The sequence below is a fragment of the Pseudomonas sp. NFX224 genome, from assembly GCF_048565165.1.
Classification (GTDB): domain Bacteria; phylum Pseudomonadota; class Gammaproteobacteria; order Pseudomonadales; family Pseudomonadaceae; genus Aquipseudomonas.
Genome location: NZ_CP183416.1, coordinates 4,886,561 through 4,899,021 on the forward strand (window position 1 = coordinate 4,886,561; position 12,461 = coordinate 4,899,021).

Genomic DNA, 12,461 nt, shown 5'->3' on the forward strand with positions numbered 1-12,461 from the left:
CGTCATGAAAGATTAGCATCGGGCATTTGATAAAGCCTATGAATGGCGTAGCCGCATAATTGCATCGGTGATGGCTCGTGCATTCTTGTCCAGCGTTTCCATGGCTCCCATCGCGTTAGCGGCAACACTTCCCACTCCATTCTCAGATAACCACTTGGTTACCTCTTCAATGGCCGCACTTATCGCGTTCTGGTTGTGCAGGAGTAGTGTGAGAGCATCTGCTGTGGCTATGTTCGCTTCAGCGTTATCTGGCATGGGTGTCGTCCTTGAGTAACTGGTGCCGAAAGACTAGCTGAACTCGCCGATGGCTGTTGCCACTTCTCCAGATCCGCTGACACTTGGACAGTTGCACTGACTTGACCACTCATTTGCAATGGACCTAACTAGCCATTTACAACGGATTTTACCTCCACCTCTAACCACCTTGACCAGGAGTGAACGGCTTAAAGCAGTTGGTGGACGCGGAGAGCTATACTCGGTTTGCACGAGGGGATCAGTGGGGGCGGGTAGGGCAATGTTGGTGCTGGGCCCAGCCAACGAGCCACCCAACGCGCAAACCGGTAAGCGGAGTTCCGCCAAAAGGAATGTGGGCTGGCTCGATGCTAGATGTTTACAATTCAATATTCCTGAAAAATTTTAATTTATCTTGAAAATGACCGCTTCCTGTTTGCACACATATCCCGAAGCACCGGACTGCATGCAGCGAATTCCGAAAAGTGTCGGGCACTGTGCAGTCAATACCAATGTTTTCAGTGGCGTACTCATTGCGTTGAATCGGGCCAACACTTCCAGTCCGTCCAGTTTGGGAATACTGATGTCGAGAATGACCAAGTCGGGCATACATTCGCGGACCATTTGCATGGCGTCGACCCCGTTGTCAGTTTCACCGACGACTTTATAACCTTCATGTTCAAGCAGCATTCGAACGGCAAGTCGGATGACAGGGTGATCGTCGACAATAAAAACGGAGTTCATAATCAAATCCCATGCGAGATGAAATAAAGCGCGCACCTTAGCTCAGATAGTTGATGTCACGTATGAACTGATGTACCTGTAGCAGCAATATAGGAATAGTCCTACAAGCGAAAAAGAATGGACTTACGCGTTAGCTGGATTTTCGCGAAACTGAATGAGGGTTTCTGATCTTTGATTTTGCTATTGAATGTGCCATTTTTTGGTCATTGCATTGGCTTTTTCATGGGGTGTTACGATTTTATTTACTGTGAAATCAAAGTTAATAGTTTTCTGAATTCGGATTGTTGTAATGGCTTGATCAAGTAACCCAATAATGGCAGGTCATGCGCATTCGCCAGGTTTTCAAGGCTGTCCAGTTCGGCGGGTGTCAGGCTACTTAGGAGTATTGCCTGTTTGATCATTCCTCGATGAGTGGCGAACTTGACCAGATCAAGCCCGCAAAGATCGGGTAAACATTGATCGCACAAAAGAATATCGAACGGCTGCGCAGCCATGAACATCTGTTGCAATGCGCCTTCGGCACTGTCAGTGGTGGTCAATTGTGTAAAGCCGTAACTTTCGAGTAAGTATTGAGTGGCCCTGAGCTGAAATGGATGGTCTTCCACCAGCAAAATACGCAGATTGTCTTTGAACATGGGGTGCTCACGCTTCTTCTGTCGAACAGAGGGAAGGCATGATTGTTTCGCGAGAGTAACGGGAATTCGATCAGCTCCCTCGACAGGTCTTGTAGGGGAATTCAGCGAGTGTTGAGCGCGCTTGCAGTCTTGGTGGTTGATCGGCCATCGCAGAGGCTGTAATGGCCGATAACCAGATTTCGTCAATGGCTGGAGCGACCGGTCATTTCAAGCGCCATGTCACTGGCATAGCTGTCGGTCATGCCGGCGATGAAGTCGATCATTCGTAGAAAAGACGTGTGTAACGAGCCGTGAGGGTCGGGTGCATTGTTGCCCAGCAGGTCGAGAACCCGCCGACTCTTGAAAGACGGCGTTCGACCGTTGTGTTGTTCCAGCGCCGCGCCACAGAAGGCATTGAGCAAGATTTCCAGCGTGGTGTAGGCACCGATTTCGTGCAGGGTCTTGCGCTTGTCCTGAAAGATTTTTTTGCGTGCCATGTCTTTGGCATTCAGGACGCAACGTTTGGCGGGGCCGTGCATGTGCTCCACCAGGTCGCCGGGCAGTGTACCGGCCAGCAACGTATTCTGCTGCTCGACAAAGGCGCGGGCCGCGGCATTGGTCAGGTGTTCGATGGCTTTGCCGCGCAGGATGGCCAATTTGCGTCGACGTGAATCCCCGGGGCCGAGCTGACGGTAGGTTTCCGGCAAATCATCGCCCACCAGATCCAGCAACAGCGACTCGACCTCGGCGTATTCCAGCAACGCCATTTCCAGGCCATCTTCGAGGTCGATCAACGCATAACAGATGTCATCGGCGGCCTCCATCAGGTACACCAGCGGATGACGCGCCCAGCGCTGTTCTTCAAGTTGCGGCAAGCCGAGTTTCTGGGCGATCTGCTCCAGCAGTGGGAGCTCACTCTGGTAGCAGCCGAACTTGTGTTTCTTGTAGCCCAGCGAGTCGGCATGCTGGGCCGTCCACGGGTATTTCAGATAGGTGCCGAGGGTGGCGTAGGTCAGTCGTGTGCCACCGTCGAACTGGTGGTATTCCAGCTGGGTCAGTACCCGAAAGCCCTGGGCATTGCCTTCGAAATTGAGGAAGTCATTGCGCTCGGCTTCAGTCATTGCGTCCAGCCAGCCACGACCGGCGGCTTGCTGGAACCAGTGACGAATCGCGTCCTCGCCGGAATGGCCGAACGGCGGATTACCAATGTCGTGGGCCAGGCAGGCCGATTGCACCACCATTCCCAAGTCGCTGGGTTCGCACCAGTCAGGCAGTGCACTGCGGATGGTTTCGCCAACGCGCATGCCCAGCGAACGGCCGACGCAACTGACTTCCAGTGAATGGGTCAGGCGCGTGTGGATATGGTCGTTGCTGGAGACCGGATGCACCTGGGTCTTGCGCCCGAGGCGGCGAAACGCCCCCGAGAAGATGATCCGGTCATGGTCTTTGTGAAAAGGACTGCGGCCGAGTTCTTGCGGGCTGTGCAGGGGCTTTCCGAGGCGTTCGCGGGTAAGCAGGGTATGCCAATCCAAGGCTGGGTCTCTCCGTCAGGTGACTGATTGCCCAAGCTTCCCGGTTCGCATCATGACCTGCAAGTGTAACTACAGCCCGACAGCATCAATATCGATGAGCAGCAGGCGCTCGCCATTATCGAAAAATTGCCCGGCGGTGAGGCAATACTGGTTGCTGGTGGCGTCGCGATAGGTGTTGGACAAGGTCAGTCGCCGCTCATCCCAGCCTTCGGCCAGCAGGTGGTAGAAGTACGGGCGCCAGGACCAGTTATGGCCCAGGTAGCGATTGTCGGCGACCCAGCCATTGTTGCGCCATTCCAGGTTAGGCGTCAGTTGGGTGCCGTGACGATCGCATTGATAGAAGCGCAACAGCCAGGGAAAGGCGTCCAGTTGCGGCAAGGCGCTGAGCGGTGCGCGCGCCTGGGCCCAGGCTTGCAGGATCGCCATCAGTTCGCTGAGTTGCTGGCGCATGATCATCAAACGGCCGCGCTCGGCGAGTTTCTGCTTAACGTAGCGCTGACGCAGTTGTGCGAAATGTTCGACAAAGGCGTCGGTGGCAAAGAAATCTTCTTGTGCTTTGGCGAACAGAAAACCTTGAACGTAACGCGAGCCGCACTCCAGAGCGAAATTGAGCTGAGCGTCGGTTTCCACGCCTTCGGCGATGATCCAGCAACCGGTTTTCTCAGCCATTTGAGCCAGGGCCTTGACCACGTCGCTGCTCGGCCCGCCCAGCGCTGCCGCCTGGAACAGACGCATGTCGAGTTTGAGAATGTCCGGTTGCAACGCCAGCACGCGATCAAGCTGGGAATAGCCGGCACCGAAGTCATCGATGGCAATGCGGGCGCCGGCTGACCGGTAACGCGCCACCACTTGGGCCAGGCGCTGGATATCGCCTCCCAGTTCGGTGATCTCGAAAACGATTCGCCGCGGGTCGACATCGTAATTGCTCAGTTGCTTGAGACTTGGCAGCGGTTGGTCGGGGCGCAAGCGACTGATCCAGCGCGGGGATATGTTCAGGCTTAGAAACCATTCAGAGGGTGCTTCATGCAACCTGCTCAAGGCGTTTTCGCGCAATTGGCGGTCCAGGCGCCGCAAGGCGATGGCGTTGGTTCTGGGGTCAGCGAACAGTGGTCCCACGGAAGCCAACTGACCATCGGCCTGACGCAGTCGCCCCAGCGCTTCGACACCCGCGATCCGGCCGGTAGCGGTATCGATGAACGGTTGAAAGCAGGCGAGCGGTTGCCCGTCGATCACAAGGCCTCCTTGGTTGATCTTGTTTTTGGAATGAGCCTGATCGCCGGGTAGGCACGCAGGGTCGAACCCCTCGATAGAGAGGTTCATCCCGTGGTCTTTGCAAGAATGCAGCCAGAAAGTGACAGCCTAGTGCTTGCGCGAAGAACCTTGCAGCACGAGCTTGATCAGCGGTCCCAGCGTAGTGCCCAGTCGGACCAGCCGGGTAAGACTGGCAATTCCACCGCCGCTTTTCGCACCTTTGCCGGTTAAAAAGCCCAGCAACGTGACAGCTGCAACGCCCCAGAGGGGGGCGTGCTTGATGCCCAATCCATCCTGCAGATTTTGCGTCATCCCGCGAACACGCCGCAGCGGTTGCAGCAGTTGCGTGGATTCGTGGCGGATTTCCTGGCGATGCATTTCCATGCGCAAGCGGATCAGCGCTTTGCGCATTTCCGTGCGCGAACTGTTTCGAGGCAATTCAGGCAGGTTCATGGCAGCAAGCGCTCCCGGTCGTTAGCCAATTCTTCCAGGGTGCCGTGGAAGGGCGAGGATTCATCAAAAATCGCCGCTCTCAAGCGCACGCCGCAGAAGATTGCCGCGAGGGTATAGAACACGCACAGACCAATGATGGCTGCGAGGCGATAGGTGTCCCAGAACAGGATCATCACCAACGTCGACAAGCCCACCAGCAACAGCAAGGCAAACACCAGCGCCAGCCCTGCGAACAGCAGCAGGCTTACGGTACGGGCCTTTTGCTCCTGCAACTCAATGCCGAACAGTTCGACATGGCTGTGCAGTAATCCAAGAAATGCGGCACCCAAGCGTCGCGGTGAGGAGCTTTGACCCGTTTCGTCAGGGCCGGATTCACCGAGAGCCATATCAGCGCCGAGTCGCCAGCAGGCCAATCAGAAAGCCCACGCCGGCCGCAATCCCGACCGCTTGCCATGGGTTGGCCTGGACATAGTCCTCGGTGGCCGTGACGGCGGCCTTGCCGCGTTCGCGCAGGGAGTCTTCGGTCAGCTTCAAGGTTTCCCGTGCACGCAGCAGACTGTCGTGGATCTGGTCGCGCAACTCATCAGCCTGATCACCGGCCAGGGAAGCGGTGTGCTCCAGCAACCGTTCGGTGTCGCTGACCAGGGTCTGAAAGTCGGTCATCAGGATTTCTTGAGCAGTCTTTGCCTTGGTGCTGGCCATTGGTGATCTCCATAAGTGGCATCTGAAACGTTCGAGTATGAGCCTTGTGCGAAGGTTCAGTACAAATGACTGGTACAACTTTTGCTGTGTCGTGGTGCGTCAGCCTGCGCAATGCGCTGTTGCTGGGCATGATTTGCTTGAAGCCTTAACTCAAACTATCAAAACACGAGCCAAAGTCTCGGTCGTGATTAGCCTTGACGAACCCTGTGCGCCAAAGCGGTTCATCGGGAGTGACGGATCGGATTCGTTACGTAACAATTTGGTGCATGGATTGCCCGCGCGAACTGCTTTGGTGCTTTTTTACAGCCTTAAGGTCTGCCTAATCCATGGAAAATCTGCAAAGTGCTGTGGACAGCCTGGTCCATAGTTCCAACACGTTATTCATTCTGATCGGTGCGGTGATGGTACTGGCCATGCACGCCGGTTTTGCCTTTCTTGAAGTGGGTACGGTTCGGCAAAAAAACCAGGTCAACGCGCTGTCGAAGATCCTCAGCGACTTTGCCGTTTCGACGCTGGCTTACTTCTTTATAGGCTATTGGATTTCCTACGGGGTGAACTTCATGCAACCAGCGGCGGTGATCAACGCCGATCACGGTTACGGGCTGGTGAAGTTTTTCTTCTTGCTGACCTTTGCGGCGGCGATCCCGGCGATCATTTCCGGCGGCATCGCCGAGCGTGCGCGATTCGTGCCGCAACTGTGTGCGACAGCACTGATCGTGGCGTTCATCTATCCCTTCTACGAAGGCATGATCTGGAACGGCAACTTTGGTTTGCAAGCCTGGTTGCTGGAAAGCTTTGGTGCCAGCTTCCATGATTTTGCCGGCTCCGTGGTGGTCCACGCCATGGGCGGCTGGTTGGCGCTTGCAGCGGTGTTGCTGCTGGGACCACGCAATGGTCGATACCGCGAAGGGCGCCTGGTGGCCTTCGCGCCGTCGAGCATTCCATTTTTGGCGTTGGGGTCGTGGATTCTGATCGTCGGCTGGTTCGGTTTCAACGTCATGAGCGCACAAACCCTGCAAGGCGTCAGTGGGCTGGTGGCGGTGAACTCGCTGATGGCCATGGTCGGCGGCACCATGACCGCCTTGATTGTCGGGCGTAATGACCCCGGTTTTCTACACAACGGACCGCTGGCCGGTCTGGTGGCAATTTGTGCCGGCTCCGACCTGATGCATCCGGTGGGGGCGTTGGTGACCGGTGCCATTGCCGGGGCATTGTTTGTCTGGTGCTTTACCGCCGCGCAAGGCAAATGGCACATCGATGATGTGCTGGGCGTGTGGCCGTTGCATGGTTTGTGTGGTGTGTGGGGCGGGATTGCCTGCGGCATCTTTGGCCAGAGCGCATTGGGCGGGCTGGGCGGCGTGAGTCTGATCAGCCAGTTGATCGGCACTGCACTGGGCGTGGTCGTTGCTTTGGCCGGAGGCTTCGCGGTGTATGGCGCAATCAAGGCGTTCCATGGTCTGCGTCTTAGCCAGGAAGAAGAGTATTACGGCGCGGATTTGTCGGTGCACAAGATCGGTGCTGTCAGTCAGGATTGAAGTGTGGCGCGCGCGTCTCGGCAGAGGATTCAATGGCTCGACGGTTTTTTAGGGTGGGCCTAGAATAGTCACTCAAATTTTTCGGTTGAGCCCTCATGCTTCCTGAATGTCAGCTGTTCGGCACCCTTGGGTGCCACCTCTGTGAAGTGGCCGAATCCATGCTGATGGAGTTTGTCGAGCGGGGTCTGCTGGTGGAGTTGGTGGACATCGCTGACGATGAAACCTGGTTCCAGGCTTACAGCTTGCGCATTCCGGTGCTCCGACGGGTTGATACCGGCGCTGAGCTGGGCTGGCCGTTCGGCGCCGATGAGGTGGTGGCGTTCCTTAGTTAGTCTTTTAGAATGACGGCATTCCCGTTTGTCGAACTTTACGGTTGATCCCCTTGGCTTATCCGCTGCGATTCGGATACTGTATGCACATACAGTTATTCGGATTGCTGCGCTGTCATCCGGTTTTCAGAGGATGGGCAGGCAAGTCCGGGCGTGAGAGGGGTGAATCGTGGTCAACGTCGAACAATTGAAGAGCAGCGTGAACCGGATGTCGGTTGACGTGGTACGCGAGGCTGTCCTCGAATTGCGTCTGGACGGTCTGGTAACCGAAGGCAAAACGCCTTTCAACAAACTGCATTTCAATACCTGCTTCGCTGAAATAGAAGCCTTGTTCCAGCGCGCGGGCTATCACCGGCAGCTGGATGTCGTGGGCTATCAGGGTTTGTTGTATGCGTTGTATGACCCGGGGCGCTGGGAGGCGGTCGATGTGCTGCGTTGGCTCAAGGAGTACACCGAGGCGGCGGCGCGAAAACAGATATCGGCCTGAGGATTCTTCGCTAGGTTCGTTCCCCTCGCTGTTGGATAATACCGCTCTGTATTGAGGGTTAGAGCTTTCGTATGTCCACTTCACCTTTTTCTGCCGCACACAGCCAGGCCAGTACACTCTACTTGCCGCCTGGTTCGTGGCAGACCGTACTCGATTGCCTGTGTGAGCACTTCAGCGCCATTGGCCGTGAACAATGGCTGGATAGAATCGCGCGTGGCCGCGTTCTTGATGGGCAAGGGGCGCCAATCGCTCTCGATCTGCCTTACAAGGAAGGGCTGCGCATTCACTACTTTCGGGAAGTCCCGGACGAAAAGCCGATCCCGGTGGTGGAGTCGATCCTGTACGCGGACGAGCATCTGGTGGTGGCGGACAAGCCGCATTTTCTACCAGTGACGCCAGCGGGTGAGTACGTTGAACAGACGTTGCTGAGGCGGCTGATCCGTCGCCTGGATAATCCGCACCTGGTGCCCTTGCATCGCATTGACCGGCATACGGCGGGGCTGGTTCTGTTTTCAGCCAATCCTCAAAGCCGTTCGGCGTACCAGTCATTGTTTCCTACACGGCAGATCGAAAAACGCTACGAGGCCATTGCCCGAGCATTGCCGGAGCTCTCGTTTCCATTGGTCCATAAAAGCCGACTGATTGACGGTGAACCTTTCTTCCGTATGCAAGAAGGGCCGGGCGTCAGCAACACCGAAACGGCTGTCGAAGTCAGGGAAAAGAACGGCGATTTGTGGCGGTATGGCCTTTACCCAGTGACGGGCAAGAAACATCAATTGCGGGTGCACATGACAGCGTTGGGCGCGAGCATCTGCAATGACCCGTTTTATCCTCGGGTGCTCAAGGATGTGGAGGATGATTACGCCAATCCATTGAAGTTGCTGGCGCAAGGGCTAAAGTTCGTGGACCCCGTCACGGGACAGGAAAGAGAGTTCGAGAGCACGATTACCCTGCAATGGTGATCAAGAAGGTGGTTGTCTGCGCAGGACCATTGATAGGACAAATCGAATTTGTGGTCAGGTTTGTAGTCATTTGAACAGGCCCCACGAACGTGGCGTTCAAAGTCCTCGGCAGGCCAGCCAGCTCATTCGGCAGCTCCGAGTCCTTCCAAGCAAGGAGATACCCATGAAACGTACCGTTTTCGCTGGAATGTTCATTTGCGCTGCAATGTTGGCCAATCCCGTGTTCGCCGCAGACCATGACCTATGTACGATCAAGCTCCAGGAGCTCAGGGACAAGGTTACCACGCTGCCGGCCACGTCCGAAAACACCACCATGGAAGTCAAACGGATGCAGGCCAGCGCGGAAGCGGCCAACGCAGCGAACGACGACAAAAAATGCATCACCGAAGCCACGCAGGCATTGACCCGGGTGGACAAGCTGGCAAAAGAACCGAACCCGTAAGTTGCGGTGTCAGAAAAGCAAATGCCCCGACAAGTCGGGGCATTTTTGTATCCGGCAGTCGCCGCGAAGATTACAACTCTTTAACGGTACGAACCTGATCCTTGTTGATGCGGGTTTGTTTGCCATCCAGTTGTTCGAATTCATAAAAGCCCGAATCCTTGTCAAAGTTTGGCGTGTCGACGGCCTGGATTTCGCGACCGTCATTCAAGGTGATCACTGTAGGCGATGCGCAACCGGCGAGGGTAGCGAGGCCCAGTGCGAGCATGAAAGTGGCCAGGGTCCGTTGAGTCATGGGTGTGTCTCCGAAAATGAATTCTTTTGGTTACTGAACTTCAGACGTATGTAGCACGCGCAAGTTCCTCGGGTGCGTTCAGTCTGACACAGTGTTGTGTTTGCTTAATAGTTCCGGCGTGTTCAGGTTGGCCAGGCGCGGATCGTTATCCGGGCACTGTAGCGCGTTTGCCCCCAGCTTGCGCATGAGTCGGCCCGGACTGCGTTCACCGTCGTTCCATGCGCTTTCGAAGTCGTCGCGAAGTGCCACGGGAATTACGCACAGCAAAGGTTCCCAATGTTCATCATGGCGCAACATCAACGGTTTGTCGGGATGTTGGCTGGCGGTTTCGCGCATGCTGGTGAGCAGGGCTTCATCGATGCGCGGCACGTCGCAGGGCAAGACCAGCAAGTGGGTATGGCGAGCCGCTTTCAGGCCCGCACGAATGCCTGCCAATGGCCCCGGAAAGTCGCCTTCATCGTCATGAACCAATTGGTCGGCGTAGTGCGCGTATGTTTCCAGGTTGCGGTTGCAAGAGATAATCAGATCGTCGCTCAGTGGGCGAGCCTTGCGATGCAGATGTGCTATCAGCGGTTCGCCGTGCCATTCCACCAATCCTTTGTCCTGACCGCCCATGCGTTGGCCGCGACCGCCCGCCAGGAGGAGAATGGAGCAGGGTGGTAAATGTGAATCAGGATTCATGGCACGTCTCCATGGGGGCGGTGAAAAATGGGGGCGCTGTGATATAACACCGGGCTGTTTCTCCTACAACTGGACGAGCCTATGAAAGCCAAGGCTGATGTACCTTTCGCGCCGCTCAACATTGCAGTGCTGACGGTCAGCGACACCCGCACTCTGGAAACCGATACCTCCGGCCAGGTCTTCGTCGACCGTTTGACGGCTGCCGGCCATAACCTGGCTTCCCGGGTGTTGCTTAAAGATGACCTCTACAAAATTCGCGCGCAAGTCGCCAACTGGATTGCCGACGATGTCGTACAGGTGGTGCTGATCACTGGCGGCACCGGTTTCACCGGACGCGATAGCACGCCGGAAGCCGTGAGCTGCCTGCTCGACAAGCAAGTCGATGGCTTTGGTGAGTTGTTCCGGCAGATCTCGGTCGCGGACATTGGCACCTCGACTGTGCAATCGCGCGCCTTGGCAGGTTTGGCCAACGGCACGCTGGTCTGCTGTTTACCAGGCTCGACCAATGCCGTGCGCACCGGGTGGGATGGCATCCTTGGCGAGCAACTGGATTCGCGCCATCGCCCCTGCAATTTCGTGACTCATCTGAAACAGGCGGCTCCCTGTGAATCCCGCGGGTAAGCCAGGCAAGACCGGCAGCCTGATGCCGGTCGAGGTGGCGCTGGCACGTTTGCTGGAAATGGCTGATACCTCCAGGATTATCGAACGTGAATGTCTGCCGCTGGCGCAGGTCGAGGGGCGTGTCCTGGCCGATGATCTGGTGTCGACCCTCGATTTGCCACCCTGGCCGAATAGCGCCATGGACGGTTATGCCTTGCACGTGGCTGACTGGACCGGAGAGCCGATGGTTGTCAGCCAGAAGATTTTTGCCGGGCAGGCACCTGAACCTTTGAAGATGGGTACGTGTGCTCGAATCTTCACGGGCGCGCCTGTTCCCGCCGGAGCCGATTGCGTCGAGATGCAGGAAAACGCCGAAGTGCAGGCGGATGAACGCGTACGTTTCACCGGGCCCTTGAGCCTTGGGCAAAACATTCGTCCACAAGGCCAGGAAACCACGGTCGGTGAACTGATCTTGCCGGCGGGTACCCGTTTGGGGCCGATTGAACAAGGACTGGCTGCTTCACTGGGCTGTGCCGAACTGGACGTGACTCGCAAGGTTCGCGTTGCGGTACTGTCCACTGGGGATGAGTTGATTGAGCCAGGGCAGTCGCTTGGGCCAGGACAGATTTATAACAGCAATCGTGTTTTGCTCTGCAGTTGGTTGCAGCGGTTGGGTTGTGAAGTTATTGACGCCGGTATTGTTCCGGATGATCTGGAAACCACGCGTGTACGACTGGGTGACTTGAAGAATGTCGATCTGATCCTCTCTACCGGTGGCGTCTCGGTGGGTGAAGCTGATTTTCTGGGTATCGCCTTGCGGGAAGAAGGGGAGTTGAGTTTGTGGAAACTTGCCATCAAACCCGGCAAGCCCCTGACATTCGGCCATTTTCGTGGGGTGCCGGTGATCGGCTTGCCCGGTAATCCGGCATCGACGCTGGTGACCTTTGCCCTGTTGGCCAGGCCTTATATTTTGCGTCGTCAGGGCGTCAAACAGGTGGAGCCGCTGAAGGTGCAGGTGCCGGCAGGATTTGACTGGCCCATCGCCGGCAATCGCCGTGAATATTTGCGCGGTCGACTGGAGAATGGCCAGGCCATCATCTACAAAAACCAGAGTTCCGGTGTATTGCGCAGTGCCGCGTGGGCCGATGGGCTGGTTGAAGTGCTGGAAAATCGCACCTTGGTTGCAGGTGGCCACGTTTACTTTATTCCACTGAGTGAAGTGCTGGACTGACCTTTTTAGCTGTCTTGTTACGCAGGCCCGGTTGATCAACCGGGTTTGGCGTGATGGCGGATCAATGAGCCAGGAGCAGCGTCACGAGCTGGTCGAAACGGCTATTGGCAATCCAGCCGAGAAGCCCGAGCACTACGGCCGTTCCGCCAGCGGAATAGGCGAGCCTGTGTTTGATGGATTTGACGTCGGTTCGTACTTCTTCCATGTCCCTTCGGATGTATTTGAGGTGTGTTTCCAGCTCAATGACACGAGGTTCCATATCAACTTCTCCTTTGGTTTTTGCGCTGTTTCTGAATTCGGCTTGATGATTGGCCCGCTTCTCCGCGAGCGGTACGACCGGAGTCACGGGTAACCTGAGGTCATGGCTTTGCATGG

Annotated in this window: 17 protein-coding genes and 1 pseudogene; 7 read left to right on the forward strand and 11 right to left on the reverse strand. The window is 56.3% G+C overall.

Features of this window, described 5'->3' with window-relative positions:
- Positions 1 to 36: 36 nt before the first annotated feature.
- The 8 genes and pseudogenes from ACNYC6_RS22385 to ACNYC6_RS22420 form a co-directional block, all read right to left on the reverse strand.
- A complete protein-coding gene (locus ACNYC6_RS22385; protein ID WP_419709197.1) occupies positions 37 to 255 on the reverse strand; it encodes a hypothetical protein in 219 nt (72 codons plus the stop codon).
- A 405-nt stretch (positions 256 to 660) separates the two neighbouring features.
- Positions 661 to 975 (reverse strand): annotated as a pseudogene (locus ACNYC6_RS22390) (response regulator); the annotation flags it as partial.
- Positions 976 to 1,217: 242 nt separating this feature from the next.
- A complete protein-coding gene (locus tag ACNYC6_RS22395; protein WP_419709198.1) occupies positions 1,218 to 1,610 on the reverse strand; it encodes a response regulator in 393 nt (130 codons plus the stop codon).
- A gap of 182 nt (positions 1,611 to 1,792) precedes the next feature.
- Positions 1,793 to 3,121 (reverse strand): deoxyguanosinetriphosphate triphosphohydrolase, encoded by a 1,329-nt coding sequence (locus tag ACNYC6_RS22400; RefSeq protein WP_419709199.1) that lies wholly within the window; start codon positions 3,119 to 3,121, stop codon positions 1,793 to 1,795.
- 69 nt (positions 3,122 to 3,190) lie between these two features.
- On the reverse strand, positions 3,191 to 4,354 hold the full coding sequence (locus tag ACNYC6_RS22405) for an EAL domain-containing protein (protein WP_419709200.1): 1,164 nt from the start codon (positions 4,352 to 4,354) through the stop codon (positions 3,191 to 3,193).
- A gap of 126 nt (positions 4,355 to 4,480) precedes the next feature.
- Positions 4,481 to 4,825 (reverse strand): hypothetical protein, encoded by a 345-nt coding sequence (locus ACNYC6_RS22410; RefSeq protein WP_419709201.1) that lies wholly within the window; start codon positions 4,823 to 4,825, stop codon positions 4,481 to 4,483.
- Entirely contained in the window at positions 4,822 to 5,211 is a 390-nt protein-coding gene (locus ACNYC6_RS22415; RefSeq protein ID WP_419709202.1) for a phage holin family protein, read from the reverse strand. Before ACNYC6_RS22415 ends, ACNYC6_RS22410 begins: the two co-directional genes overlap by 4 nt.
- Before the next feature lies 1 nt (position 5,212).
- Positions 5,213 to 5,527 (reverse strand): DUF883 family protein, encoded by a 315-nt coding sequence (locus tag ACNYC6_RS22420; RefSeq protein WP_419709203.1) that lies wholly within the window; start codon positions 5,525 to 5,527, stop codon positions 5,213 to 5,215.
- A 326-nt stretch (positions 5,528 to 5,853) separates the two neighbouring features.
- Here ACNYC6_RS22420 and ACNYC6_RS22425 point away from each other — a divergent pair, with 326 nt between their 5' ends.
- The 5 genes from ACNYC6_RS22425 (at position 5,854) to ACNYC6_RS22445 (ending at position 9,282) form a co-directional block, all read left to right on the forward strand.
- Positions 5,854 to 7,062 carry an ammonium transporter gene (locus tag ACNYC6_RS22425; protein WP_419709204.1) on the forward strand — a complete coding sequence of 403 codons (1,209 nt, stop codon included), beginning with the start codon at positions 5,854 to 5,856 and terminating at the stop codon, positions 7,060 to 7,062.
- 95 nt (positions 7,063 to 7,157) lie between these two features.
- Positions 7,158 to 7,394: a glutaredoxin family protein gene (locus tag ACNYC6_RS22430; RefSeq protein WP_419709205.1), complete on the forward strand. Its 237-nt coding sequence runs from the start codon at positions 7,158 to 7,160 to the stop codon at positions 7,392 to 7,394.
- Between the two features lie 166 nt (positions 7,395 to 7,560).
- Positions 7,561 to 7,878, forward strand: coding sequence for a transcriptional regulator (locus tag ACNYC6_RS22435; RefSeq protein ID WP_419709206.1), 318 nt, complete (start codon positions 7,561 to 7,563; stop codon positions 7,876 to 7,878).
- 71 nt (positions 7,879 to 7,949) lie between these two features.
- Complete coding sequence (locus ACNYC6_RS22440; RefSeq protein WP_419709207.1) at positions 7,950 to 8,840, forward strand: pseudouridine synthase; 891 nt, start codon at positions 7,950 to 7,952, stop codon at positions 8,838 to 8,840.
- 163 nt (positions 8,841 to 9,003) lie between these two features.
- Entirely contained in the window at positions 9,004 to 9,282 is a 279-nt protein-coding gene (locus ACNYC6_RS22445) for a hypothetical protein (RefSeq protein WP_338582209.1), read from the forward strand.
- A gap of 70 nt (positions 9,283 to 9,352) precedes the next feature.
- Here the strand turns inward: ACNYC6_RS22445 and ACNYC6_RS22450 are convergent, their stop codons facing one another.
- On the reverse strand, positions 9,353 to 9,574 hold the full coding sequence (locus ACNYC6_RS22450; protein ID WP_077044580.1) for a YgdI/YgdR family lipoprotein: 222 nt from the start codon (positions 9,572 to 9,574) through the stop codon (positions 9,353 to 9,355).
- A gap of 78 nt (positions 9,575 to 9,652) precedes the next feature.
- Positions 9,653 to 10,255, reverse strand: coding sequence for a molybdenum cofactor guanylyltransferase MobA (gene mobA, locus ACNYC6_RS22455; RefSeq protein WP_419709208.1), 603 nt, complete (start codon positions 10,253 to 10,255; stop codon positions 9,653 to 9,655).
- A gap of 81 nt (positions 10,256 to 10,336) precedes the next feature.
- Here mobA and moaB point away from each other — a divergent pair, with 81 nt between their 5' ends.
- Positions 10,337 to 10,876 (forward strand): molybdenum cofactor biosynthesis protein B, encoded by a 540-nt coding sequence (gene moaB / locus ACNYC6_RS22460; protein WP_150703763.1) that lies wholly within the window; start codon positions 10,337 to 10,339, stop codon positions 10,874 to 10,876.
- A complete protein-coding gene (gene glp / locus ACNYC6_RS22465; protein ID WP_419709209.1) occupies positions 10,860 to 12,086 on the forward strand; it encodes a gephyrin-like molybdotransferase Glp in 1,227 nt (408 codons plus the stop codon). Before moaB ends, glp begins: the two co-directional genes overlap by 17 nt.
- A gap of 61 nt (positions 12,087 to 12,147) precedes the next feature.
- On the opposite strand, the gene ACNYC6_RS22470 is transcribed toward glp, so the two are convergent.
- Entirely contained in the window at positions 12,148 to 12,459 is a 312-nt protein-coding gene (locus ACNYC6_RS22470) for a hypothetical protein (protein WP_419709210.1), read from the reverse strand.
- Positions 12,460 to 12,461 lie beyond the last annotated feature (2 nt).